Annotated in this window: 21 protein-coding genes and 1 riboswitch; of the genes, 13 read left to right on the top strand and 8 right to left on the bottom strand. The window is 60.0% G+C overall.

Annotated features, from left to right (window positions below):
• Positions 1 to 5: 5 nt before the first annotated feature.
• Positions 6 to 221, top strand: a complete 216-nt coding sequence (rpmE, locus tag V8N38_RS24740) for a 50S ribosomal protein L31 (protein ID WP_004931078.1) — start codon at positions 6 to 8, stop codon at positions 219 to 221.
• 77 nt (positions 222 to 298) lie between these two features.
• On the opposite strand, the gene metJ is transcribed toward rpmE, so the two are convergent.
• Positions 299 to 616 (bottom strand): met regulon transcriptional regulator MetJ, encoded by a 318-nt coding sequence (gene metJ / locus V8N38_RS24735; RefSeq protein WP_004931076.1) that lies wholly within the window; start codon positions 614 to 616, stop codon positions 299 to 301.
• Positions 617 to 920: 304 nt separating this feature from the next.
• Between metJ and metB the strand changes: the two genes are divergently transcribed.
• The 3 genes from metB to metF all read left to right on the top strand — a co-directional run bounded on the left by metB (position 921) and on the right by metF (position 5,644).
• Positions 921 to 2,081 carry a cystathionine gamma-synthase gene (metB, locus tag V8N38_RS24730; protein WP_060448501.1) on the top strand — a complete coding sequence of 387 codons (1,161 nt, stop codon included), beginning with the start codon at positions 921 to 923 and terminating at the stop codon, positions 2,079 to 2,081.
• A 2-nt stretch (positions 2,082 to 2,083) separates the two neighbouring features.
• The gene (locus V8N38_RS24725) at positions 2,084 to 4,519 is read left to right on the top strand and encodes a bifunctional aspartate kinase/homoserine dehydrogenase II (protein ID WP_147840670.1); all 2,436 of its coding nucleotides are present in this window, start codon (positions 2,084 to 2,086) and stop codon (positions 4,517 to 4,519) included.
• Between the two features lie 228 nt (positions 4,520 to 4,747).
• On the top strand, positions 4,748 to 5,644 hold the full coding sequence (metF, locus tag V8N38_RS24720; protein ID WP_147840671.1) for a methylenetetrahydrofolate reductase: 897 nt from the start codon (positions 4,748 to 4,750) through the stop codon (positions 5,642 to 5,644).
• A gap of 110 nt (positions 5,645 to 5,754) precedes the next feature.
• Here the strand turns inward: metF and ppc are convergent, their stop codons facing one another.
• A complete protein-coding gene (gene ppc / locus V8N38_RS24715; RefSeq protein WP_147840672.1) occupies positions 5,755 to 8,391 on the bottom strand; it encodes a phosphoenolpyruvate carboxylase in 2,637 nt (878 codons plus the stop codon).
• A gap of 258 nt (positions 8,392 to 8,649) precedes the next feature.
• On the bottom strand, positions 8,650 to 9,795 hold the full coding sequence (argE, locus tag V8N38_RS24710; protein ID WP_060423745.1) for an acetylornithine deacetylase: 1,146 nt from the start codon (positions 9,793 to 9,795) through the stop codon (positions 8,650 to 8,652).
• A 216-nt stretch (positions 9,796 to 10,011) separates the two neighbouring features.
• Here argE and argC point away from each other — a divergent pair, with 216 nt between their 5' ends.
• The 4 genes from argC (at position 10,012) to argH (ending at position 14,498) form a co-directional block, all read left to right on the top strand.
• Positions 10,012 to 11,016, top strand: a complete 1,005-nt coding sequence (argC, locus tag V8N38_RS24705) for an N-acetyl-gamma-glutamyl-phosphate reductase (RefSeq protein ID WP_025304655.1) — start codon at positions 10,012 to 10,014, stop codon at positions 11,014 to 11,016.
• 20 nt (positions 11,017 to 11,036) lie between these two features.
• Complete coding sequence (gene argB, locus V8N38_RS24700; protein ID WP_038872691.1) at positions 11,037 to 11,810, top strand: acetylglutamate kinase; 774 nt, start codon at positions 11,037 to 11,039, stop codon at positions 11,808 to 11,810.
• A gap of 25 nt (positions 11,811 to 11,835) precedes the next feature.
• Positions 11,836 to 13,056, top strand: coding sequence for an argininosuccinate synthase (locus V8N38_RS24695; protein ID WP_019452247.1), 1,221 nt, complete (start codon positions 11,836 to 11,838; stop codon positions 13,054 to 13,056).
• 68 nt (positions 13,057 to 13,124) lie between these two features.
• On the top strand, positions 13,125 to 14,498 hold the full coding sequence (argH, locus tag V8N38_RS24690; RefSeq protein ID WP_043140965.1) for an argininosuccinate lyase: 1,374 nt from the start codon (positions 13,125 to 13,127) through the stop codon (positions 14,496 to 14,498).
• Positions 14,499 to 14,534: 36 nt separating this feature from the next.
• Here the strand turns inward: argH and V8N38_RS24685 are convergent, their stop codons facing one another.
• From V8N38_RS24685 to V8N38_RS24675, 3 genes are all read right to left on the bottom strand, one after another.
• Positions 14,535 to 14,861 (bottom strand): type II toxin-antitoxin system HicB family antitoxin, encoded by a 327-nt coding sequence (locus tag V8N38_RS24685; protein ID WP_060424959.1) that lies wholly within the window; start codon positions 14,859 to 14,861, stop codon positions 14,535 to 14,537.
• A gap of 173 nt (positions 14,862 to 15,034) precedes the next feature.
• Complete coding sequence (locus tag V8N38_RS24680; protein WP_100397031.1) at positions 15,035 to 16,483, bottom strand: dihydrolipoyl dehydrogenase; 1,449 nt, start codon at positions 16,481 to 16,483, stop codon at positions 15,035 to 15,037.
• 72 nt (positions 16,484 to 16,555) lie between these two features.
• Positions 16,556 to 17,287: a glutathione peroxidase gene (locus V8N38_RS24675; protein ID WP_019452251.1), complete on the bottom strand. Its 732-nt coding sequence runs from the start codon at positions 17,285 to 17,287 to the stop codon at positions 16,556 to 16,558.
• 151 nt (positions 17,288 to 17,438) lie between these two features.
• On the opposite strand from V8N38_RS24675, the gene oxyR reads away from it, so the two are divergent.
• The gene (gene oxyR / locus V8N38_RS24670) at positions 17,439 to 18,356 is read left to right on the top strand and encodes a DNA-binding transcriptional regulator OxyR (RefSeq protein WP_033636422.1); all 918 of its coding nucleotides are present in this window, start codon (positions 17,439 to 17,441) and stop codon (positions 18,354 to 18,356) included.
• Here oxyR and sthA read toward each other — a convergent pair.
• A complete protein-coding gene (gene sthA, locus V8N38_RS24665) occupies positions 18,339 to 19,736 on the bottom strand; it encodes a Si-specific NAD(P)(+) transhydrogenase (RefSeq protein ID WP_004931047.1) in 1,398 nt (465 codons plus the stop codon). The genes oxyR and sthA overlap by 18 nt on opposite strands.
• A gap of 218 nt (positions 19,737 to 19,954) precedes the next feature.
• Here sthA and fabR point away from each other — a divergent pair, with 218 nt between their 5' ends.
• Together fabR and V8N38_RS24655 are read left to right on the top strand one after the other, a co-directional pair.
• Positions 19,955 to 20,587, top strand: coding sequence for an HTH-type transcriptional repressor FabR (fabR, locus tag V8N38_RS24660; protein WP_004931044.1), 633 nt, complete (start codon positions 19,955 to 19,957; stop codon positions 20,585 to 20,587).
• 15 nt (positions 20,588 to 20,602) lie between these two features.
• Positions 20,603 to 20,974: a YijD family membrane protein gene (locus V8N38_RS24655; RefSeq protein ID WP_049201879.1), complete on the top strand. Its 372-nt coding sequence runs from the start codon at positions 20,603 to 20,605 to the stop codon at positions 20,972 to 20,974.
• Positions 20,975 to 21,008: 34 nt separating this feature from the next.
• Here the strand turns inward: V8N38_RS24655 and trmA are convergent, their stop codons facing one another.
• Positions 21,009 to 22,112: a tRNA (uridine(54)-C5)-methyltransferase TrmA gene (gene trmA / locus V8N38_RS24650; protein WP_060424952.1), complete on the bottom strand. Its 1,104-nt coding sequence runs from the start codon at positions 22,110 to 22,112 to the stop codon at positions 21,009 to 21,011.
• Between the two features lie 122 nt (positions 22,113 to 22,234).
• Positions 22,235 to 22,448: riboswitch (cobalamin riboswitch) on the top strand.
• 68 nt (positions 22,449 to 22,516) lie between these two features.
• On the opposite strand from trmA, the gene btuB reads away from it, so the two are divergent.
• Both btuB and murI read left to right on the top strand, forming a co-directional pair.
• The gene (btuB, locus tag V8N38_RS24645; RefSeq protein ID WP_147840673.1) at positions 22,517 to 24,388 is read left to right on the top strand and encodes a TonB-dependent vitamin B12 receptor BtuB; all 1,872 of its coding nucleotides are present in this window, start codon (positions 22,517 to 22,519) and stop codon (positions 24,386 to 24,388) included.
• Positions 24,333 to 25,196 carry a glutamate racemase gene (gene murI, locus V8N38_RS24640; RefSeq protein WP_060424947.1) on the top strand — a complete coding sequence of 288 codons (864 nt, stop codon included), beginning with the start codon at positions 24,333 to 24,335 and terminating at the stop codon, positions 25,194 to 25,196. Before btuB ends, murI begins: the two co-directional genes overlap by 56 nt.
• The last annotated feature ends 133 nt before the right edge of the window (positions 25,197 to 25,329 follow it).

The raw sequence follows: 25,329 nt of genomic DNA, 5'->3' as shown, positions 1-25,329 counted from the left end.
TTCCCATGAAACAAGGTATCCACCCAAAATACGAAGAAGTTACTGCTAACTGCTCTTGCGGTAACGTGATGAAGATCCGCTCCACCGTGGGCCACGATCTGAACCTGGACGTTTGTGGCGCATGCCACCCGTTCTACACTGGCAAGCAGCGTGACGTTGCTACCGGTGGCCGCGTTGACCGCTTCAACAAGCGTTTCAGCGTACCAGGCGCTAAGAAATAAGATTTCTTATCGTCCGATGAAAAAGGCGCCTTTGGCGCCTTTTTTCGTTTCTGCCGCCGGCGTTCGCCGGACGGTTCTCAATATTCCCAGGTATCGGGATCGACACCCAGTTCGCGCATCAACGCTTTTGCGGCTTCCGGGATTTCATCGCTGCGCTCTTTGCGCAGGTCTTCATCGTTCGGCAGCGGCTGGCCGGTAAAGGCATGCAGAAACGCTTCGCACAGCAGTTCGCTGTTGGTGGCGTGGCGCAGGTTGTTCACCTGGCGACGGGTCCGTTCGTCGGTGAGGATTTTCAGGACCTTCAGCGGAATGGATACCGTGATCTTTTTGACTTGCTCGCTTTTTTTACCGTGTTCAGCGTAAGGGCTGACATACTCGCCGTTCCACTCAGCCATGGGACACCTTAACTTTGTCAGAAAAATTACAAAATTCTAAAAACCGGCCAATTATGCCCGATCTTCACTGTTCTCACTAAATAAATGTCAATTTTACGCGACCAGGGTCACTGAATGCCCCGCCTCGGCCGGACATTGTGGCTTAACATCTTATCGTCATGTCATATCGGCATAATTTTAGCGGGTATTGTGCCATTGCTCAATCTATACGCAGAGAAGTTTAGATGTCCAGATGTATTGACGTCTATCAATCCTGCGATTACTCTTTAGGCCTCATTCACCGAACCGAGAGCCGAGCGAGCCCATGACGCGTAAACCAGCCACGATTGCCGTACGCAGCGGCCTGAACGACGACGAACAGTATGGCTGCGTTGTCCCGCCGATTCATCTGTCCAGCACCTATAACTTTACCGACTTCAACCAACCCCGAGCCCATGATTACTCGCGCCGCGGCAACCCGACGCGCGACGTGGTGCAACGCGCGTTGGCGGAGCTGGAAGGCGGCGCCGGCGCGGTGATGACCGGCAGCGGGATGTCGGCGATCCATCTGGTGACCACCGTGCTGCTGAAGCCGGGCGATCTGCTGGTGGCGCCGCACGACTGCTACGGCGGCAGCTATCGGTTGTTCGACAGCCTGAGCAAGCGCGGCGCCTATCGCGTGCTGTTCGTCGATCAGGGTAATGAAGAAGCCCTGCAGCAGGCGCTGGCGCAAAAGCCGAAGCTGGTGCTGATTGAAAGCCCCAGCAATCCGCTGCTGCGGGTGGTGGACATCGCGGCGATCTGCGCCGCCGCACACGCGGCGGGCGCGTTGACGGTGGTGGACAACACCTTCCTCAGCCCGGCCCTGCAACAGCCGATCGAACTCGGTGCCGATCTGGTGGTCCATTCTTGCACCAAATACCTGAACGGGCATTCGGACGTGGTGGCCGGCGCGGTGATTGCCAAAGATCCCGAGCTGGCGGTCGAATTGGCCTGGTGGGCGAACAATATCGGCGTGACCGGCGGCGCGTTCGACAGCTATCTGCTGCTGCGCGGCATGCGCACGCTGTCGCCGCGCATCAAGGCGGCGCAGCAAAACGCCGAAGCGATTGTCGGCTATTTACAGCAGCAACCGCTGGTGAAAAAGCTGTATCATCCTTCCCTGCCGGAAAACCCGGGGCATGAGATCGCCCGCCGGCAGCAGCGTGGCTTCGGCGCGATGCTGAGTTTTGAACTGGACGGCGATGAAGCGGTGCTGCGCCGTTTTCTCTCTGCCCTTGAGCTGTTTACTCTGGCAGAATCGCTGGGCGGCGTAGAAAGCCTGATCTCGCATGCAGCGACCATGACCCACGCCGGCATGGCGGCGGAGGCGCGGGCAGCGGCCGGCATCTCCGAGAGCCTGCTGCGCATTTCCGTGGGTATTGAAGACAGTGAAGATTTGATTGCCGATCTGGAACGCGCTTTCCAGGCGGCGGCAACGAGGTAAGCATGAATGCAATTGCTGTAGCAGGGCCGGTGAGCGGGCGTCAACTGCACAAGTTTGGCGGCAGCAGTCTGGCGGATGTGAAGTGTTATCTGCGTGTGGCCGGGATTATGGCGGAATACAGCCAGCCGGGCGACATGATGGTGGTATCGGCCGCCGGCAGTACCACCAACCAGTTGATCAACTGGCTGAAGCTCAGCCAGAGCGATCGCCTGTCTGCGCACCAGGTGCAGCAGACGTTGCGTCGTTATCATAGCGATCTTATCGGCGGCCTGCTGCCGCCGGAAAGCGCAGAGCCGCTGATCGCCGAGTTCATTCAGGATCTGGAACGTCTGGCGGTGCTGCTGGACGGCAAAGTCGACGAGGTGTGCTATGCCGAAGTGGTCGGGCACGGCGAGATCTGGTCGGCGCGCCTGATGGCGGCGGTGCTCAACCACCTGGATATGCAGGCGGCCTGGCTGGATGCGCGTGATTTCCTGCGCGCCGAGCGCGCCGCGCAGCCGCAGGTGGATGAAGGCCGTTCTTATCCGCTGTTGCAACAATTGTTGGCCCAACATCCGGGCAAGCGCCTGGTGGTGACCGGCTTCATTTCGCGCAACGACGCCGGGGAAACCGTGCTGTTGGGGCGCAACGGCAGCGACTACTCTGCCACTCAGGTCGGCGCGTTGGCCGGCGCGGCGCGCGTCACCATCTGGAGCGACGTGGCCGGGGTTTACAGCGCCGACCCGCGCAAGGTGAAAGACGCCTGCCTGCTGCCGCTGCTGCGCCTGGACGAAGCCAGCGAGCTGGCGCGCCTGGCGGCGCCGGTGCTGCATACCCGCACCCTGCAGCCGGTCTCCGGCAGCGATATCGATCTTCAGCTGCGCTGCAGCTACCAGCCGGAGCAGGGCTCGACACGCATCGAGCGCGTATTGGCGTCCGGCACTGGCGCCAAGATTGTCACCAGCCACGATGACGTGTGTCTGATTGAGCTGCACGTCGCCGCTCAGCACGACTTCAAATTGGCGCAGAAAGAGTTGGATCTGGTGCTCAAGCGCGCACAGATCAAACCGCTGGCGGTGGGCATCCATCCTGACCGCAATCGGATACAGCTGTGCTACACCTCCGAGGTGGTCAACAGCGCGCTGGCGACCCTGCAGGCCTCGGCGCTGCCGGGTGAACTGCACCTGCGCGAAGGGTTGGCGCTGGTGGCGATGGTCGGCGCCGGGGTATGCAAGAACCCGCTGCACAGCCACCGTTTCTATCAGCAACTGAAAGATCAGCCGGTCGAGTTTATCTGGCAGGCCGAAGATGGCATCAGCCTGGTGGCGGTATTGCGCCAGGGGCCGACCGCGCTGCTGATTCAGGGGCTGCACCAAAGCCTGTTCCGCGCCGAGAAGCGCATCGGTCTGGTGCTGTTCGGCAAGGGCAACATCGGGTCGCGCTGGCTGGAGCTGTTCGCCCGTGAGCAGACCAATATCTCCGCGCGCAGCGGTTTCGAATTTATCCTGGCGGGGGTGGTGGACAGCCGCCGCAGCCTGCTGAACTACGACGGGCTGGACGCCAGCCGTGCATTGGCGTTCTTTGAGGACGAGGCGCAGGAACTCGACGAAGAGTCGCTGTTCCTGTGGATGCGCGCGCACCCGTTCGACGATCTGGTGGTGCTCGACGTGACCGCCAGCGAAGAGCTGGCCGGACAGTATCTGGATTTCGCCAGCTACGGTTTCCACGTGATCAGCGCCAACAAGCTGGCGGGTGCCTCGTGCAGCGATACCTATCGCCAAATTCGCGACGCCTTCGCCAAAACCGGCCGCCACTGGCTGTATAACGCCACCGTCGGCGCCGGGCTGCCGGTCAACCATACGGTGCGCGATCTGCGCGACAGCGGCGACAGCATTTTGGCGATCAGCGGCATCTTCTCCGGCACGCTTTCCTGGCTGTTCTTGCAGTATGACGGCACGGTGCCGTTTACCGAACTGGTGGATCAGGCCTGGCAGCAGGGGCTGACCGAACCGGATCCGCGGGTCGATCTCTCCGGTCAGGACGTGATGCGCAAGCTGGTGATCCTGGCGCGCGAAGCGGGCTACGACATCGAACCGAACCAGGTGCGGGTCGAGTCGCTGGTGCCGGCGGGCTGCGAGCTGGGCTCCGTCGATCAGTTCTTCGAGAACGGCGAGGCGCTGAACCAGCAGATGCAGCAGCGCTTTGAGGCCGCCAGCGAAATGGGCCTGGTGTTGCGTCACGTGGCGCGTTTCGATGCCAACGGCAAGGCGCGGGTCGGCGTGGAGGCGGTGCGTCCTGAGCATCCGCTGGCCTCGCTGCTGCCGTGCGACAACGTGTTCGCCATCGAAAGCCGCTGGTATCGCGATAATCCGCTGGTGATCCGCGGGCCGGGCGCCGGCCGCGACGTGACCGCCGGCGCGATCCAGTCAGACCTTAACCGGTTGGCACAGCTGCTTTAATTCTCTGCGGGCGCGGGTTCACCGCGCCCCTTTGCTTTTCCTGCCATACTTATCCCTGCCGCCGTCATGAAATTCCCTCGTTGAGCGGGTGAAGATTAATCATCTTATTCCCCTCATTTTCCTGTTGACTCTTTAGCCAACATGCGGCATTTTCTATCTAGACGTCTAAACGTATAGACGCTCATAAAAATGAAATAAAAACAGTGATCGATAAGAGGTGAGCAGGGTATGAGCTTTTTCCACGCAAACCAGCGGGAAGCGCTGAATCAGAGTCTGGCGGAGTTGAACGGCCAGATTAACGTATCATTCGAGTTCTTCCCGCCGCGCACCAGCGAGATGGAAGAGACCCTGTGGCAGTCGATCGATCGTCTGAGCATCCTCAAACCCAAATTCGTTTCCGTCACCTACGGTGCCAACTCCGGCGAGCGCGATCGCACCCACAGCATCATCAAGGGGATCAAGGAGCGCACCGGCCTGGAGGCGGCGCCGCACCTGACCTGCATCGACGCCAGCCCGACGCAGCTGCGCGACATCGCGACCGATTACTGGAACAGCGGCATCCGCCATATCGTGGCGCTGCGTGGCGATCTGCCGCCGGGCGCCGGCAAGCCGGAAATGTACGCGACCGATCTGGTGGCGCTGCTGAAAGATGTGGGCGACTTCGACATTTCCGTCGCTGCCTACCCGGAAGTGCACCCGGAGGCGAAGAGCGCCCAGGCCGATTTGATTAACCTGAAACGTAAGATCGATGCCGGCGCCAGTCGCGCCATCACCCAGTTCTTCTTCGACGTCGAGAGCTACCTGCGCTTCCGCGACCGCTGCGTCGCCGCCGGTATCGACGTGGAAATCGTACCGGGCATTCTGCCGGTGTCCAACTTCAAGCAGCTGCAGCGCTTCGCCACCATGACCAACGTGCGGGTGCCAAGCTGGATGACCAGCATGTTCGAAGGGCTGGACGACGATGCGGAGACCCGCAAAATGGTCGGTGCCAACATCGCCATGGACATGGTGAAGATCCTCAGCCGCGAAGGGGTGAAAGATTTCCACTTCTATACGCTGAACCGCGCCGAGATGAGCTACGCCATCTGCCACACGCTGGGCGTGCGCCCGGTGGCCGCTGCCTGACAGGCTTGTTCCATTGAAAAAGGGCGTCGCTTTACCGCGGCGCCCTTTTTTTGTGGGCAAGACAAGACATAAAAAAACGGCCCCGATAAACGGGGCCGCGATTAGGCTCACTAGCCGGTGTTGCGCATCCCGGCGGCGACGCCGGCGATGGTGACCATCAGCGCCTGCTCGACGCGGGCGTCCGGCTGCTCCTGCTGACGCGAACGATGCAGCAGCTCGGCCTGCAAGACGTTCAGTGGGTCGGTATAAACGTTGCGCAGCGCGATGGATTCGGCGATCCACGGCAGGTCTTCCATCAGGTGCGCATCGTTGGCGATGGTCAGCACCACCTTGATGTCGCTTTCCAGCTGATCGCGCAGCTGTTGGCCCAGCGGCCACAGCGATTTATCCACCAGGCGCTGATCGTAGTATTCCGCCAGCCACAGGTCGGCTTTGGCGAACACCATTTCCAGCATGGCGATGCGGGTGGAGAAGAACGGCCAGTCGCGACACATCGCCTCCAGCTCCGCCTGCTTGCCGGCTTTCACCGCTTCCTGCAATCCGGCACCGGCGCCGAGCCAGGCCGGCAGCATCAGGCGGTTCTGCGTCCAGGCGAAGATCCACGGAATGGCGCGCAGGCTTTCCACGCCGCCGTTCGGCTTGCGTTTGGCCGGGCGTGAGCCCAGCGGCAGTTTACCCAGCTCCAGCTCCGGCGTGGCCGCGCGGAAGTAAGGCACGAAGTCCGGGTTTTCACGCACGTAGCCGCGATACATTCGGCAGGAGGTCTCGGACAGATCGTCCATCAACGCCCGCCATTCTTTCTTTGGTTCCGGCGGCGGTAGCAGGTTCGCCTCGAGGATCGCGCCGGCATACAGCGCCAGGCTGCTGATGGTGACTTCCGGCAGACCGAATTTGAAGCGGATCATCTCGCCCTGTTCGGTGACGCGCAGGCCGCCCTTCAGGCTGCCCGGCGGCTGCGACAGCAGCGCCGCATGCGCCGGTGCGCCGCCGCGGCCGATGGAGCCGCCGCGCCCATGGAACAGCGTCAGCGCCACGCCGGCCTTTTCACAGGTTTTGATCAGTGCGTCCTGCGCGCGGTACTGCGCCCAGGAAGCCGCCATCACGCCGGCGTCTTTCGCCGAGTCAGAGTAGCCGATCATCACCATCTGTTTGCCCTGAATAAAGCCGCGATACCAGTCGATGTTCAGCAGCTGGGTCATCACGTCGTCGGCGTTGTTCAGATCGTCGAGGGTTTCGAACAGCGGGGCGACCGGCAGCGCGAACGGGCAGCCGGCCTCTTTCAGCAGCAGGTGCACTGCCAGCACGTCGGAAGGCGTGCGCGCCATCGAAATCACGTAGGCGGCGATCGAGCCCTGCGGCGCTTCGGCGATCACCTGGCAGGTTTCCAGCACTTCCTGCGTGTCGGCGCTCGGTTGCCACTTCAGCGGCACCAGCGGGCGCTTGGAGTTCAGTTCGCGGATCAGGAACGCCTGTTTATCGGCTTCCGACCAGCTTTCATAGTCGCCCAGCCCCAGATAACGGGTCAGCTCGGCGATGGCTTCGGTATGGCGAGTGCTTTCCTGGCGCACGTCGATGCGCACCAGCGGCACGCCGAAGCAGCGCACGCGGCGCAGGGTATCCAGCAGCTGACCGTTGGCGATGATGCCCATGCCGCAGGCCTGCAGCGACTGGTAGCAGGCATACAGCGGCTCCCACAGCTGCTCGTTGTTCACCAGCAGGTCATGCGGCTTCAGCACGCGCTCGCCCTTCAGGCGGCCTTCCAGATAAGCCTGGGAGCTCATCAGCTGGCTGCGCAGCTGCTTCATGATTTCGCGGTACGGTTCCTGCACCTCGTCACCGCCGGCGCGGGCGCGCAGCTCCGGGGTGCATTCGGTCATCGACAGCTCGGAGACCAACACCTGGATATCGCGGGTGAACAGGTCGCAGGCTTTCCAGCGGCTGAGCAGCAGCACATGGCGGGTGATTTCGGCGGTCACGTTCGGGTTGCCGTCGCGGTCGCCGCCCATCCAGGAGGTGAAGCGCACCGGCACCGCTTCCGCCGGCAGGCTGTAATTGATGGAGTTTTCCAACTGCTCGTTGAACTCGCGCAGGAACGCCGGCACGCCTTCCCACAGGCTGTTTTCTACCACCGCGAAGCCCCATTTGGCTTCGTCGATCGGGGAGGGGCGATGTTTGCGAATTTCATCGGTGTGCCACGACTGGGCCACCAGCTGGCGCAGACGGCGCATGATCTTGTTGCGCTCGTAGTCGGCCAGATCGTTGTGATCGAGCTGGCTGAGGCAGGTGTTCACCTCCACCAGCTTGTGGATCAGGGTGCGGCGGGTGATCTCCGTCGGGTGTGCCGTCAGCACCAGCTCGATGGAGAGTTGCGACACCGCGTGCTGCAGCTCTTTGTCGCTGAGCTTTTTGTCTTTGAGGCGGCTGAACAGCTGCGCCAGCGCTTCCGGGTTGCTGGCGGCTTCGCCGTTGGGCGAAATGCTGTGGTACTGCTCGGCGACGTTGGTCAGGTTGAGGAACTGGCTGAAGGCGCGCGCCACCGGCAGCAGCTCGTCGTTGGACAGGTTCTGCAGGGTGGAGAGCAACTCCTGGCGATGCGCTTCGTTGCCGGCGCGTGAAGATTTGGAAAGCTTACGGATGGTCTCAACGCGATCGAGAATATGCTCGCCCAGCGCTTCTTTGATGGTATCGCCGAGCAATTTGCCGAGCATACTGACATTACTGCGCATTGCCGAATATTGTTCGTTCATATAACCCCTGACCCAGTTCTGTATGATTTTTATCTTGTAAATAAATTTCACGCGTCAGGCGCAGACCGCCTGCCTGATCACATCGCGTTCCTGTCCAATCGTCAATTGACACTATTTTTAGCAAAAAAACATCAAAATCGGCGCATTTTCTGAAATTTAATTACGGCGCGTCGGTTATCAGCGTGGCTTATTTCGCCGCTTTATACTTATTTTGAGGTAGGGGAAAGCATAAAGCATTTCCCCTGTTAAATGTCGGGTTTATTGCCGGCAAAAGTGATTGACCAGCTGGCCCAACAGTTTGCGCGTCGGTTCGATAAACGCGGTGTCGATGTATTCGTCCGGCTGGTGGGCCTGATCGATGGAGCCGGGGCCGAGCACCAACGTCGGGCAGACCTGCTGCACGAACGGCGCTTCGGTGCAGTAGTTGACCACCTGTGTACGGGTGCCCAGTAGTTCCTCGATCACCGCCACCATGCGGTGGTCGGTCGGGCATTCGTAACCCGGCACCGACGCGTGCAGCTCTTCGATGGTCAGGCGGCCCGGCCAGCGTTGGCTCACCGGCTCCAATGCCTGATGCATCAGCTCGTTGATGTTGTCGAGCGTCATGCCGGGCAACGGGCGGATATCCAGGTGCAGCTCACAGCAGGCGCAGATGCGGTTGGCCGCGTCGCCGCCGCTGATATGGCCGAAGTTCATGGTGGGATAAGGCACGGCGAACGCCGGATTGTTGTAGCGCTCCTGCAGGGTTTTGCGCAGCTCCATCAGGTGGCCGATGGATTCGTGCATCAGATCGATGGCGTTGACGCCGCGCGCCGGATCGCTGGAGTGGCCGGACTGGCCGACGATGCGAATGGCGTTGGCCATGTGGCCCTTGTGTGCGCGCACCGGCTGCAGCGAGGTTGGTTCGCCGATGATGGCGAAATCCGGCCGAATGGCGGTGGAGGCGGCGAAATAACGTGCGCCGGCCATCGTCGTTTCTTCATCTGCGGTAGCCAGAATGTACAGCGGCTTGGTCAGTTTGCTCGCGTCGATGTCGCGCACCGCATCCAGAATAAAGGCGAAGAAGCCTTTCATGTCGGCGGTGCCCAGGCCGTAGAGCTTGTTGTCGTGCTCGGTCAGGGTGAACGGATCGCGCGTCCAGCGGCCTTCGTCGTAAGGCACCGTATCGGTATGGCCGGCCAGCAGCAGGCCGCCGCTGCCTTCGCCGATGCTGGCCAGCAGGTTGAATTTGTGGCGCGATTCCGGCACCGGCTGTACGTCGACGCGAAAGCCCAGGTCGGCAAACCATCCGGCCAGCAAGTTGATTAACGCCTCATTGCTCTGATCGAGGCCGGCATCGGTGGCGCTGATCGACTTCGTTGCGATCAACGCCCGGTACAGCTCAATAAATGGAGGTAATTTCATCTTCACTGTTGACAGCCTTTGGTTAGGATAGTATCAATATTCATGCATTTATTTTGAATAAAAATACAGTAAGCCGAAGCGTAAGGGAACCCGATACCCGGATGTTTATAAAAGCATCAACGCCTGGCTCCGTGGGTGAACGGCGCAACAACGCTGGCTAGCCCTGTTACCTGGGTCGCAAGCGACCGCACGTCAGTTTAGAAGGTGAAAGGCCACATGTTGAATACGCTGATCGTTGGTGCCAGCGGTTACGCCGGAGCGGAGCTCACGGCTTACCTGAATCGCCACCCACACATGAACATAACCGCTTTAGCGGTTTCAGCGCAAAGTGCAGATGCAGGAAAGTTGCTTTCCGATCTCCATCCCCAGTTGAAAGGCATCGTCGATCTGCCGCTGCAGCCGTTGACCGACGTTGCCAAGGCGGCACAGGGCATCGACGTGGTGTTCCTCGCCACCGCCCATGAAGTCAGCCACGATATCGCACCGGCTTTCCTGGCGGCGGGCTGCGTGGTGTTCGATCTGTCGGGCGCCTTCCGCGTGCAGGACGCCGGTTTTTATAGCCAGTACTACGGTTTCGAACATCAGCATGGCGCCCTGCTGGAGCAGGCGGTGTACGGCCTGGCGGAGTGGCAGAGCGACAAGATTAAACAGGCGCAGCTGATTGCCGTGCCGGGCTGTTACCCGACGGCGGCGCAGCTGGCGCTGAAGCCGTTGATCGAGAAGCAGCTGCTGAACCTCGACCAGTGGCCGGTGATCAACGCCACCAGCGGCGTCAGCGGCGCCGGTCGTAAGGCCAGCATGACCACCAGCTTCTGCGAAGTGAGCCTGCAGCCGTACGGTATTTTCACTCATCGGCACCAGCCGGAGATCGCCGCGCACCTGGGCGTGCCGGTTATCTTTACGCCGCACCTGGGCAACTTCCCGCGCGGTATCCTTGAAACCATCACCTGCCGCCTGAAGGCCGGCGTGACCGCGCAGGACGTCGCGGCCGCCTATCATGCCGCCTATGACGACAAGCCGCTGGTGCGGTTATACGACCAGGGCGTGCCGGCGCTGAAAGCGGTGGTGGGGTTGCCGTTCTGCGACATCGGTTTTGCGGTGCAGGGCGAGCATCTGATCGCCGTAGCGGTGGAAGACAACCTGCTGAAAGGCGCGGCGGCGCAGGCGGTGCAATGCCTGAATATCCGTTTCGGCTTCCCGGAAACCCAGTCACTCCTTTAAACCAGCGTGAGTAAACAGCAATGAACCCGTTAATTATCAAGTTAGGTGGCGTGTTATTAGACAGTGAAGAAGCGCTGGAGCGCCTGTTTACCGCGCTGGACAGTTACCGGCAGCAGCATCAGCGCCCGCTGGTGATCGTGCACGGCGGCGGCTGCGTGGTGGACGAACTGATGAAGCAGCTCTCTTTGCCGGTGGTGAAAAAGAACGGCCTGCGGGTCACGCCGGCCGATCAGATCGACATCATCACCGGCGCGCTGGCCGGCACCGCCAACAAAACGCTGCTGGCGTGGGCGATTAAACACCAAATCAACGCCGTCGGCCTGAGCCTGGCGGATGGCGGCAGCGCGGTCGTGACCCCGCTCGATCCGGCATTGGGCCACGTCGGCAACGCGCAGCCCGGTTCGCCCGCGCTGCTCAATACCCTGCTGAGCGCCGGCTACCTGCCGGTGGTCAGCTCCATCGGCATCACCGCCGAAGGGCAGTTAATGAACGTGAACGCCGATCAGGCGGCGACGGCGCTGGCGGCGACGCTGGGGGCGGATCTGATCCTGCTGTCGGACGTCAGCGGCATCCTCGACGGCAAGGGGCAACGCATTGCGGAAATGACGGCGCAAAAAGCGGAACAACTGATCGCGCAAGGCATCATCACCGATGGTATGGTGGTGAAGGTGAATGCGGCGCTCGACGCGGCCCGCACCCTCGGCCGCCCGGTGGATATCGCCAGCTGGCGCCATGCCGATCAGCTTCCTGCTTTGTTTAACGGCGTGTCGATTGGCACCCGGATCCTCGCTTAATTTTAGAATTAGAAAGGAATAGATCATGCAAAACCAAGGCATCAAAAAAATCGTTCTGGCGTACTCCGGCGGCCTGGATACCTCGGCCATCATTCCATGGCTGAAAGAGAACTACGGCGGCTGTGAAGTGGTGGCGTTCGTGGCGGACATCGGTCAGGAGCGCAGCGATCTGGAAGGCGTGGAGCAAAAAGCCCTGCAGTCCGGTGCCTCTGAATGTCACGTGGTGGATCTGCGTGAAGAATTTATCCGCGATTACGTTTATCCGGTGCTGCAGACCGGCGCCCTGTACGAAGGCAGCTACCTGCTGGGCACGTCGATGGCGCGGCCGATCATCGCCAAGGCGCAGGTCGAGCTGGCGTTGAAAGTGGGCGCCGACGCGCTGTGCCACGGTGCGACCGGCAAAGGCAATGACCAGGTGCGTTTCGAGACCACCTACACCGCGCTGGCGCCGCAGCTGAAAGTGGTGGCGCCGTGGCGTGAGTGGAACCTGCGTTCCCGTGAAGCGCTGTTGGATTACCTGAAAGAGCGCAACATTCCGACCACCGCGTCGCTGGAAAAAATCTACAGCCGCGATGAGAACGCCTGGCACATCTCCACCGAAGGCGGCGTGCTGGAAAGCCCGTGGAATGCGCCGAACAAAGATTGCTGGGTATGGACCGTCGATCCGCAGGAAGCGCCGGATCAGCCTGAGCAGGTGACCGTTACCGTTGAGAAAGGCCGCGTTGTGGCGGTTAACGGTAAAGCGCTGTCGCCTTACCAGTGCCTGGAAACCCTGAACGCGCTGGGTGCCAAGCACGGCGTCGGCCGTATCGACATCGTGGAAAACCGCCTGGTGGGCATCAAATCCCGCGGCTGCTATGAAACCCCGGGAGGCACCATCATGGTGGCGGCGCTGCGCGCCGTCGAACAGCTGGTGTTGGATCGCGACAGCTTCAAATGGCGCGAGCAGCTGGGCCTGGAGATGTCCTATGTGGTGTACGACGGCCGCTGGTTCGCGCCGCTGCGCCGCTCGCTGCAGGCTTCTGCCGAAGCGCTGGCGGAAGAGGTGAACGGCGAAGTCGTGCTGCAGCTGTACAAAGGCCAGGTGACGGCGACCCAGAAGAAATCGGCCAACAGCCTGTACTCCGAAGAGTTCGCCACCTTCGGCGAAGACGAAGTTTACGATCACAGCCACGCGGGCGGCTTTATTCGCCTGTTCTCTCTGTCTTCACGCATCCGCGCGTTGAACGAGAAAAAGAATAAATAATCGATTGGCGTGACTCTGCAAGGGCGCAGCATGCTGCGCCCTTTCGCATAAAAATTCAGGAGTAAGATATGGCACTTTGGGGTGGACGGTTCACTCAGGCGGCGGATCAGCGGTTCAAGCAACTCAACGATTCGCTGCGGTTCGATTATCGCCTGGCGGAGCAGGATATCGTGGGCTCGGTGGCCTGGTCGAAGGCGCTGGTGACCGTTAACGTGTTGACGGCAACGGAGCAACAGCAGCTGGAGCAGGCGCTGAATGCGCTACTGACGGAGGTCCAGGCCGACCCTTTGGCGATCGTCCAAAGCGATGCCGAAGACATCCACAGCTGGGTGGAGCAGAAGCTGATCGAGAAGGTCGGTGATTTGGGCAAGAAGCTGCACACCGGCCGCAGCCGCAACGATCAGGTCGCGACCGATCTGAAGCTGTGGTGCAAACAGCAGATCGGCGATCTGCATCAGGCGATCGTCCAGCTGCAGCAGGCGCTGGTGGAGACCGCCGAAGCCAACCAGGATGCGGTGATGCCGGGGTATACCCACCTGCAACGCGCGCAGCCGGTGACTTTCGCGCACTGGTGCCTGGCCTATGTCGAGATGCTGGCGCGCGATGAGAGCCGTCTGCAGGATACCCTGAAACGGCTGGACGTCAGCCCGCTGGGCAGCGGCGCGCTGGCCGGCACCGCTTATCCTATCGATCGCGAGCAGCTGGCCGGCTGGCTGGGCTTCGCCTCGGCGACCCGCAACAGCCTGGACAGCGTATCCGATCGCGATCACGTGCTGGAGCTGCTGTCCAACGCCGCCATCAGCATGGTGCACCTGTCGCGCTTCGCCGAAGATCTGATCTTCTTCAACAGCGGCGAAGCGGCGTTTGTCGAGCTGTCCGACCGCGTGACCTCCGGCTCTTCGTTGATGCCGCAGAAGAAAAACCCGGACGCGCTGGAGCTGATCCGCGGCAAATGCGGCCGCGTACAGGGCGCGCTGACCGGTATGATGATGACGCTGAAAGGCCTGCCGCTGGCGTACAACAAAGACATGCAGGAAGACAAAGAAGGGCTGTTCGACGCGCTCGACACCTGGATGGACTGCCTGCAGATGGCGGCGCTGGTGCTGGACGGCATCCAGGTGAAACGCCCGCGCTGCCAGGAAGCGGCGGAGCAGGGCTATGCCAATGCCACAGAGCTGGCGGATTACCTGGTCGCCAAGGGCGTGCCGTTCCGCGAAGCGCACCACATCGTCGGCGAGGCGGTGGTAGAAGCGATTCGCCAGGGTAAACCGCTGGAAGCGCTGCCGCTGGCGGACTTGCAGCAGTTTAGCGCGACGATCGGCGACGACGTTTACCCGATCTTGGCGTTGCAATCCTGCCTGGACAAGCGTGCGGCCAAAGGTGGCGTCGCACCGCAGCAGGTGGCCGCGGCAATCGCCGCAGCGAAACAGCGTTTGGCCTGACGACGACAAGGGCGGCCCGGCGCCGCCCTTGAACCTTTACCCCGCCAGACGTGCACACAGATAGCGGTTCAGGCTCACGCCTTCCTCCATCGCGCCGAGCGCCAGCCGGCGATGCTGTTCCGGCGTCATGCGCAGCACCAGTTTTCCGCTGAAGTTCTTTTCCGCCAGCGCCTGCGGCGGCGTTTCGCCTTGCGCCAGCATATCGGCGATCGTTTCGCTCACGACTTTTTCGATACCCTCCAGTGCGCCGGTACGCGTGGCCGCCAGCCAGGACAACGAGGGGAATTCGGCGCACAGCCCGACATATTCACGATCTTCCGCTGACCAGGTGATGCGATAGGTATAGTGTTCATGCCTTTCCATGTTCTTCCTCCATTCTGGCTCCTTTCTTCATTTTAGTATCAATATTGGTATCATTTCAATGTCGACGCATAAAAAATGAGCGCAGAAGGGCCGTGAGGCAAGAGGAGGTAGGGAAGTGCTGTGCAAGAAAACCGGGCCTGAAGGCCCGGTGGGGATGAACGGAGAATGAGAGGTTATTCGCCCGGGCAGCGCTGGCAGCGCTCGATTTCGGCCGTGCCGAGTTTGAGCTTCGCCTGCAGATCGCGCAGCGCGGTGCGCAAACCTTCTTCGATCACCGGATGATAGAACGGCATGTCCAGCATCTGATCGACGGTCATCTGCTGCTGGTGAGCCCAGGCCAGCAGGTGTGCGATGTGTTCGGCGTCCGGTCCGATCATTTCCGCGCCGAGGAAACGGCCGGTGCCTTGCTCGCCGTAGACGTGCAGAATGCCTTTGTTGCGCAGCATCACCCGCGAGCGGCCCTGATTCTCAAACGAGACTTTGCCCACTTCAAAGCAGCCGCAGGCACTGAACTTCTCGCTCAGCTCGCGGAAGGTTGAGCCGACCATGGCGATCTGCGGATCGGAGAACACCACCGAAATCGCGCTGCGGCGCAGGCCCGGGTTGATCTCCGGGAAGCTGCCGGCGTTGGCGCCGGCGATACGTGCCTGATCGCTGGCCTCGTGCAGCAGCGGCAGTTGGTTGCTGGCGTCGCCAGCGATGAAAATATGCGGCACGCTGGTTTGCATCGTCAGGCGGTCGGCCAGCGGTACGCCTCGGGCGTCGAGTTGCAAGCCGGTGTTTTCGAGGCCCAGCCGATCGACGTTGGGGCGGCGGCCGGTGGCGGCCAGCACGTAGTCCACCAGGATCTCCTGCGGTTGGCCCTGCAGGTTCCGATAGCGGATAAACACCTTGTCGCCTTCGCGCTGCATCATCTCTACCTTCACGTCGGCGTCGAGATAGAACTCTTCCCCCAGTGCTTTGGCGGCGTAGTCGCGCACGGCGCTGTCGGTGAGCGGCCCGACTGCGCCGCCGATGCCGAAGACCTTGGTGTCGACGCCGAGGCGGTGCAGCGCTTGCCCCAGCTCGAGCCCGATGACGCCGGGACCGAATACCGCTACGGACTGCGGCAAATCATCCCAGTTGAACAGGTCGTCGTTGACGATCAGACGATCGCCCAGTTCGCTCCACGGCGCCGGCCAGCTGGGGCGGGAGCCGGTGGCGATCACAATGCGCTGCGCCACGATGCGCGTATGGTCATCGACCTGCAGCGTGTTGTCGTCGATAAAGCGGGCATAGCCCTGAATTTTGTCGCCGGCCGGGATCTCGTCCACGCCTTCCAGCACGAAACCGACGAAGCGATCGCGTTCGCGCTTGACGCGCGCCATCACTTCACGTCCGTCGATGCGGGTTTTACCGGTTGGGTGCACGCCAAAGCCCGGCGCGCGTTCGATTTGATGCACCGCTTCGGCAGCGGCGATCAGCAACTTGGATGGCATACAGCCAACGCGCGCACAGGTGGTGCCGTAAGGCCCGCCTTCGATCATCACCACGCTGGGGGTAGACAGCTTGGCCGCGCGATAGGCGCCGAGCCCTGCGGTGCCGCCGCCGATGACCGCGACATCAACGTTCAACAGTTTCATATCCGCTCCTGAAAGGTAAAAAAAGGGCGGGCCGTAGCCCGCCAAAGTTCACGTTGGCTTTGTTATTACTTATTAAGCTGACAGGAAAGTTTCCAGATCGTCGCTGCCACCGATGTGACGGCCGCCGATGAACACTTGCGGCACCGTGGCGCGGCCGCTGACGGCGCGCAGGCTGACGGTGGTGGCGTCTTTGCCCAGCACGATCTCTTCATACTGAATGCCGCGTTCTTGCAGCATCTGTTTGGCTTTGGCGCAGAATGGGCAGCCTGGTTTGGTGAACAGGGAGACCGACTCCTGCACTTTGAATTCCGGCGCCAGGTATTTCAGCATGGTGTCGGCGTCGGACACCTCAAACGGGTCGCCCGGTTTGTTCGGTTCGACGAACATTTTCTCGACCACGCCGTCGCGCACCAGCATCGAGTAGCGCCATGAACGTGGGCCAAAGCCCAGATCCGCTTTCTCGACCAGCATGTTCATGCCTTTGGTGAATTCACCGTTGCCGTCCGGCACGAAGGTGATGTTTTCCGCATGCTGATCGGCTTTCCAGGCGTTCATCACGAAGGTGTCGTTCACCGAGACGCACAGAATACCGTCGACGCCGTGCTGTTTGAATACGCTGGACAGCTCGTTGTAGCGCGGCAGATGGCTCGAAGAGCAGGTCGGCGTGAACGCGCCCGGCAGCGAGAACACGATGACCGTTTTGTTTTTGAACAGGTCATCAGTGGTCACATCAATCCATTGGTCGCCCTGACGGGTGTGGAAAGTAACCTGAGGAACTTTCTTGCCTTCTTGACTGGTAAACATTGATTAACCCCTTAATTAGGAAAAGTAATTTTTAGCATTTAGCGCGATATCGCTTCGTTGGGACACATTATTGTCGCTGGGGCTTGATAGATCTAATCGCTCATTGCTATCTTATCTATCGCCATGAGCTATCATGGAATGGAGGGAAACAATGAATATTCGTGATTTAGAGTATCTGGTCGCCTTGGCCGAGCACCGGCACTTCCGCCGTGCGGCCGATTCATGCCATGTGAGCCAGCCCACGCTGAGCGGGCAGATCCGCAAGCTGGAAGACGAGTTGGGCGTCATGCTGCTCGAGCGCACCAGCCGCAAGGTGCTGTTCACCCAGGCGGGTCTGTTGCTGGTGGAGCAGGCGCGTACCGTGCTGCGCGAAGTGAAAGTATTGAAGGAGATGGCCAGCCAGCAGGGCGAAGCCATGTCCGGGCCGCTGCACATCGGCCTGATCCCGACCGTGGGGCCTTATCTGCTGCCGCAGATCATCCCGACGCTGCACAAAACTTTCCCGAAACTGGAAATGTACCTGCACGAAGCGCAAACCCAGCAACTGCTGGCGCAACTCGACAGCGGCAAATTGGACTGCGCCATTTTGGCATTGGTGAAGGAAACCGAGGCGTTTATCGAAGTGCCTCTGTTCGATGAACCGATGAAGCTGGCGGTGTATTCCGATCACCCGTGGGCGCAGCGCGAGCGCGTGGCGATGCCGGATTTGGCGGGAGAGAAGCTGCTGATGCTGGAAGATGGCCACTGCCTGCGCGATCAGGCGATGGGCTTCTGCTTCCAGGCGGGCGCGGACGAGGATACCCACTTCCGCGCCACCAGTCTGGAAACGCTGCGCAATATGGTCGCGGCCGGCAGCGGCATTACCCTGCTGCCGTCACTGGCGGTGCCGCCGCAGCGCGAACGCGACGGCGTCTGCTATCTGGATTGCTACAAGCCGGAACCGAAGCGCACCATCGCGTTGGTGTATCGCCCCGGTTCCCCACTGCGCAGCCGTTATGAGCAGTTGGCCGAAGCGATCCGCGAGCACATGCAGGGCTACATCGACAACGCGTTAAAACAGGCGGTTTAAGCCGTTAAGCGCCGCCACCCGGTAGGCTTCGGCCATGGTCGGATAGTTGAAGGTCGTATTAACGAAATACTCGATAGTATTGCCTTCACCTTTCTGTTCCATGATCGCCTGACCGATGTGGATGATCTCCGCCGCACGCTCGCCGAAGCAGTGGATCCCGAGGATCTGCAGGGTGTCGCGATGGAACAGGATCTTCAGGCTGCCGACGTTCATCCCGGCGATCTGCGCGCGCGCCAGATGTTTGAACTGGGCGCGGCCCACTTCATACGGCACCTTCATCGCCGTCAGTTCCTGCTCGGTTTTGCCGACGGAGCTGATTTCCGGAATGGTGTAGATGCCGGTCGGGATATCTTCGATTAAGTGACCGCTGGCTTCGCCGGAAGCGATCGCCTGCGCGGCGATGCGGCCCTGATCGTAGGCGGCGGAAGCCAGGCTCGGATAGCCGATCACATCACCGACCGCGTAGATGTGCGACAGCGCGGTTTGGTACATGCTGTTCACCTTCAGCAGCCCGCGGCTGTCCGATTCCAGGCCGACGTTTTCCAACCCCAGCGAATCGGTGTTGCCGGTACGGCCGTTGGCGTACAGCAGGCAGTCCGCTTTCACCTTCTTGCCGGATTTCAGGTGTACGATCACGCCGTCTTCGGTGCCTTCAATCTTCTCGAACTCCTCGTTGTGGCGGATCACCACGCCGTTGTTCCAGAAGTGGTAAGAGAGCGAATCCGACATCTCCTGATCGAGGAACGCCAGCAGGCGATCGCGGGTGTTGATCAGATCCACCTTGACGTTCAGGCCGCGGAAGATAGACGCGTATTCGCAGCCGATCACCCCGGCGCCGTAAATGATCACGTGGCGCGGTTCATGGCTCAGCTCGAGAATGGAATCACTGTCGTAGATGCGCGGGTGATTGAAATCGACGCTGGCCGGATGGTAAGGGCGCGAGCCGCAGGCGATCACGATGTGGTCGGCGCGGATGGTGTCCTGGGTGCCGTCCATGTAGCTGACGCTGACGGTGTTGGCGTCGATGAAGCGCGCGTCGCCGGCGAACAGTTTGCACTGGTTTCGCTCATAGAAGCCTTGGCGCATGCGGGTCTGCTGGCTGATGACGTTATCGGCGTGGCGTAAAATGTCAGGGAAGGTCGCGCTGAGCGTGCGCGAGTTGTTGTAAAGCGGGTTCTGGTTGAATTCGATAATGCGGCTGACGGCGTGGCGGAGGGCTTTGGAAGGGATGGTGCCCCAGTGGGTACATCCGCCGCCTACGTTGTTGTACCGTTCGATAACGGCCACGCGGGCGCCCTGTTTCACCAGCCCCATGGCGGCACCTTCACCACCAGGGCCCGAGCCAATCACAATGGCATCAAATTGATAGTGCTGTTGCATGTAGGAGAGACCTGTTTTTTTATACAAGATTACAACGGTATCTTAACATCATAGCGCTGCTCACCCAATCACCATTAGGCTTTTTGAGGCAAAGCACAATCGGCTCAGGGCGGAAGTGTGATAGAGCGCGTTAGTATAAATGCTGTTGCAATAAAATTTGCTATATTGCCGAGTCTAGGGCGTTAGACTGAGAGAATGGAACCTATCCGGATATGCATATGGGCGTCAGAGCACAACAAAAAGAACGGACTCGTCGTTCCCTGATCGAAGCCGCATTCAGCCAGCTGAGCGCCGAACGCAGCTTCGCCAGCCTGAGCCTGCGGGAAGTTTCACGCGAGGCGGGCATCGCGCCCACGTCGTTTTACCGCCATTTCCGCGATGTGGATGAGCTGGGGCTGACCATGGTGGACGAAAGCGGCCTGATGCTGCGTCAGTTGATGCGCCAGGCGCGCCAACGCATCGCCAAGGGCGGCAGCGTGATCCGCACCTCGGTGTCCACCTTTATGGAATTTATCGGCAACAACCCGAACGCCTTCCGCCTGCTGCTGCGCGAGCGCTCCGGCACGTCGGCGGCATTCCGTGCGGCGGTGGCGCGCGAGATCCAGCATTTCATCGCCGAACTGGCGGACTACCTCGAGTTGGAAAATCACATGCCGCGCAGCTTTACCGAAGCGCAGGCGGAAGCGATGGTCACCATCGTGTTCAGCGCCGGCGCGGAAGCGCTGGATATCGACGTCGAGCAGCGGCAGCAGCTGGAAGAACGGCTGGTGCTTCAGCTGCGGATGATCTCCAAAGGGGCGTATTACTGGTATCGTCGCGAACAAGAAAAAGCTTCTGTGTCCCACGTATAAAAAAGGTAAAAAATGATGGAAAAACCAGGCCGTGAAAATGGCACCTTACTGCTGGCGTTGATTGCCGGCCTTTCGATCAACGGTTCGTTTGCCGCGCTGTTCAGCTCGGTGGTGCCGTTTTCGATCTTCCCGCTGATCGCGTTGGTGCTGGCGGTGTACTGCCTGCATCAGCGTTACCTGAACCGCGCCATGCCGGACGGCATGCCGAAGCTGGCGGCGGCCTGTTTCCTGCTGGGGCTGCTGATGTACAGCGCCATCGTGCGCGCAGAATACCCGCAGATCGGTTCCAACTTCCTGCCGTCGGTGATCTGCGTGGCGCTGGTACTGTGGATCGGAGTCAAACTGAAGGCGCGCAAGGCGCCGGATGCGCCGACTCAAGAGTCGTAATGCAACGGGGCGCCATGATGGCGCCCCTGTCGTATCAGCAGCGCTTTTCCAGCAGCACGCCGCATTCCATGTGATGGGTATACGGGAACTGATCGAACAGCGCCAGGCGGCTGACCCGGTGCGTGGCCTGCAGCGTTTCCAGGTTGGCGCACAGTGTTTCCGGGTTGCATGAGATATACAGAATGCGCGGGTAGGCCTGCACCATCTTCACCGTTTCATCGTCCAGCCCGCTACGCGGCGGATCGACGAAAATTGTCTCGCAGTTGTAACCGCTCAGATCGATGCCCTTCAACCGGTTGAATTCGCGCACCCCGTTCATCGCCTGGGTGAAATCTTCCGCCGCCATGCGGATGATCTGCACATTGTCGATATGGTTGGCAGCGATGTTGTATTGCGCCGCCGCCACCGACGGTTTGGCGATCTCGGTCGCCAGCACGCGCTCGAAATTGCGCGCCAGCGCCAGCGAGAAGTTGCCGTTGCCGCAATACAGCTCCAGCAAATCGCCTTTGGAACCGGCGGTCACCGCCAGCGCCCATTCCAGCATCTGCACGTTCATGGCCGCGTTGGGCTGAGTGAAGCTGTTTTCCACCTGGCGGTAGATCATGTCGCGGCCGGCGACCGGCAGCACTTCGTCGACATAATCCTGGTCGAGCATGATTTTGGTCTTCGACGCCCGGCCGATCAGCTGCAGGTCGAAACCTTGTGCGCGCAGTTCGTCACGCAGCTGCTCGGCGCGCCGTTGCCAAACGTCATCCAGCTTGCGGTGGTACAGCAGCGAGGCGATGATTTTGCCGCTTTGCGTCGACAGATAATCGATCTGGAACAGCTTGTGGCGCAGGATCGGCTCCGGTTTCAGCGCGGCGATCAGGGCGCTCATCAGGCGGTTGATCAGTTCGCTGGCGGCCGGGAATTGATCGACGCGAATACGCTGCTTGGTCTGCTGATCGAACATGATGTGGTACATGTCGTCCGCGTCGTGCCAGATGCGGAATTCGGCGCGCATGCGGTAGTGGTCGACTGGCGAGCGGAACACTTCCGGCTCGGGCGCCGCGAACGGTGACATCAACGTCTTCAGGCGGGCGACTTTCTCCGCCAGTTGGTCATCGTAACGTTCAATAGGCAAATTCTCGGGCGTCATGTGTGTCTTCTCGTCAGGCAAATTTGATCAGCGGGGATTGTAGGGAATCAGCCCGTGAAGTCCAGTTTTGTCGCGTTTATTATTTGTAACATTAGTAGCAGTCTAGACATCTATTTTCATTGATCGTAGCATTGCCGTCCGGCCTCAAGCAGCGAGTGAAAAGGGAATCCGGTGTGAATCCGGAGCTGACGCGCAGCGGTAAGGGGAAGTCACGGCGATAGCGTTTCGACGCAGACACTGTCCACTGCAGGATGGGAAGTCATCGCCCGTTGCCGGTCGCACCCCGCGGCCCGCAAATCCCAAGCCCGAAGACCTGCCGGTGTTACGTCGCAATGTCCGTGGCCGTCGCGAACTACCGGCCATGATCCTGCGGCATCCGCCAATTAAGTTTGGATGCTTTTCTCATGACAATTACAAAAAATACGCTGCTGGCGGTGGTCTCCTCCGTCACGGCTTTTTCTGGATGGGCGCAAGACAACACGACAGCCACGAATGGCGATAACCTGGTGGTGACCGCCAACCGCTTCCCGCAGCCGGTTTCTTCCGTGCTGGCGCCGACTTCTATCGTCACCCGTAACGATATCGATCGTTGGCAGGCCAAGAGCCTGACCGACGTGATGCGCCGTTTGCCGGGCGTGGACATCGGCCAAAACGGCGGGCTGGGGCAAAAGAGCTCACTGTTTATTCGCGGCACCAACTCCAGCCATGTCTTGGTATTAATCGACGGCATTCGCCTTAACCAGGCGGGCGTCAGCGGCTCTTCCGATCTCAGCCAAATCCCGATTTCGCTGGTGCAGAAAGTCGAATACATTCGCGGCCCGCGCTCGGCGGTGTACGGTTCCGACGCCATCGGCGGCGTGGTCAACATCATCACCACGCGTGAAAAGAACGGTACTACGCTCTCTGCAGGCGTCGGCTCCAACGGCTATCAGGCCTATGACGCGTCGACCCAGCAACAGCTGGGCGACAGCACCGTGGCGACGGTGGCAGGGAATTACACTTATACCAAAGGGTATGATGTGGTGGCTGAAGGCAGCACCGGCATGCAAAGCCAGCAGGACCGCGATGGCTTTATGAGTAAGTCTCTGTATGGCGCGCTTGAGCACCAGTTCAGCGAATCGGTCAGCGGCTTTGTACGCGGATATGGCTATGACAACCGCACGGCGTACGATGGTTACTATTCCTCCCCGACCAGCCCTCTGTTAGATACTCGCAAACTTTACAGCCAAACCTGGGATACCGGATTGCGTTATAAAGAAGGGATTTACGCAACACAATTGATCGGCAGCTACAGTCATAGCAAGGATTACGATTACGATCCTCGTCGCGGTATGTATGACAGCTCGGCCAGTTTGGTGGATTCCGAACAGTACAACCTACAGTGGGGTAATACGCTGCAGGTTGGAGAGGGTACCGTAAGCTCTGGCGTTGACTGGCAGCAACAGAAAATCAAGCCGGACTCCACCACCGTGAAGGGTGAAAAAAGCCAACGTGATGCAGGCATCTACCTGACTGCGCAGCAACTGGTTGGCCCGGTAACGTTGGAAGGTGCGGTTCGAGGTGACGATCATTCCGAGTTTGGCTGGCACGGCACTTGGCAAACCAGCGCAGCCTGGGAATTCGTCGAGGGATACCGTTTTATCGCTTCGTATGGCACGGCGTTCAAAGCACCGAATATGAGCCAGCTATACGGCAATTTCGGCAACAATACCGATCTGAAACCGGAAGAAAGCAAGCAGTGGGAAGGCGGCTTTGAAGGACTGACCGGCCCGGTGACCTGGCGCGTTTCCGGTTATCGCAACGACATCGACAATTTGATCGATTCCACGGGGGAAACCAACTACGTCTATTACAATGTGGGTAAGGCGACCATCAAAGGGATTGAAGCCACTGCCTCGTTTGATACCGGCCCGTTGACGCATCAGATTGGTTACGATTATGTCGACCCGCGCAATGCTAAAACCAACGAAGTGCTGCTGCGCCGCGCGAAACAACAGGTGAAATATGAGCTGGATTGGCAGCTGTACGACTTTGACTGGGCAGTGACCTATCAATACTTAGGTGAGCGCTACGACAAGGATTATGGCGTTTATCCAAGCCCGACGGTTAAACTTGGCGGCGTGAGCCTGTGGGATCTCGCAGTTTCGTATCCGGTCACATCTCATCTGACAGTTCGTGGTAGAATTGCCAACCTGTTTGATAAAGATTATGAGACGGCCTATGGCTACGCTACTCCAGGAAGAGAATACTACCTCACTGGAAGCTATACCTTCTAACAGCACCGCCACACCTCGCCCGACGGTGCTGGTTTTCGATTCCGGCGTCGGCGGGCTGTCGGTATATCAAGAGATTCGGCAGTTGCTGCCGGATCTCCACTATATATACGCTTTCGACAACGTGGCGTTCCCCTACGGCGAGAAGTCCGAAGAGTTTATCGTTGAGCGCGTGGTGGAGATTGTCGGCGCAGTGCAGCAGCGGCATCCTCTGGCGATTGTCGTCATTGCCTGTAACACGGCCAGCACCGTCTCTTTGCCGGCCCTGCGCGAGCGCTTCAGTTTCCCGGTCGTGGGCGTGGTACCCGCCATCAAGCCTGCCGCCCGTCTTACCGTCAATGGCATTGTCGGCCTGTTGGCGACTCGCGGCACCGTACAGCGCAGCTACACCCACGAACTGATTTCCCGTTTCGCTACCGACTGCAAGATTGAGCTGCTGGGCTCTTCAGAGCTGGTGGAGCTGGCGGAGGCCAAGCTGCACGGCGAAGCCGTGCCGCTGCCGGTGCTGAAGAAGATCCTGCATCCGTGGCTGAGCATGCGCGAGCCGCCGGATACCGTCGTGCTGGGCTGCACTCATTTTCCTCTATTAGCTGAAGAGCTGATGCAGGTGTTGCCAGAAGGCACCCGGCTGGTGGATTCCGGTGCGGCGATTGCCCGTCGTACCGCCTGGCTCATCTCGACGCAGGAAAATCTGGTCTCGAGCCAGGAAGAGAATCTGGCGTATTGCATGGCGCTAAATGAAGATACTGACGCTTTATTGCCCGTTTTGCAGGGCTACGGCTTTAAATCGTTGAAAAAACTGCCGCTTTAACGGTGTTTTGGTTAAACATTCAACGGTCGGAAAAAATATTGAAAATAGGGGTTGCGGCCCGCCGAGAACTCCCTATAATGCGCCTCCACTGACCGGGAACAACGACTGACAAGCCGCCGGGTCAGCGAGAAGA

The sequence above is a fragment of the Serratia nevei genome, from assembly GCF_037948395.1.
GTDB lineage: Bacteria > Pseudomonadota > Gammaproteobacteria > Enterobacterales > Enterobacteriaceae > Serratia > Serratia nevei.
The sequence above is the reverse complement of the archived record's forward strand: the minus strand, read 5'-3'. Positions and strand labels throughout refer to the sequence as shown.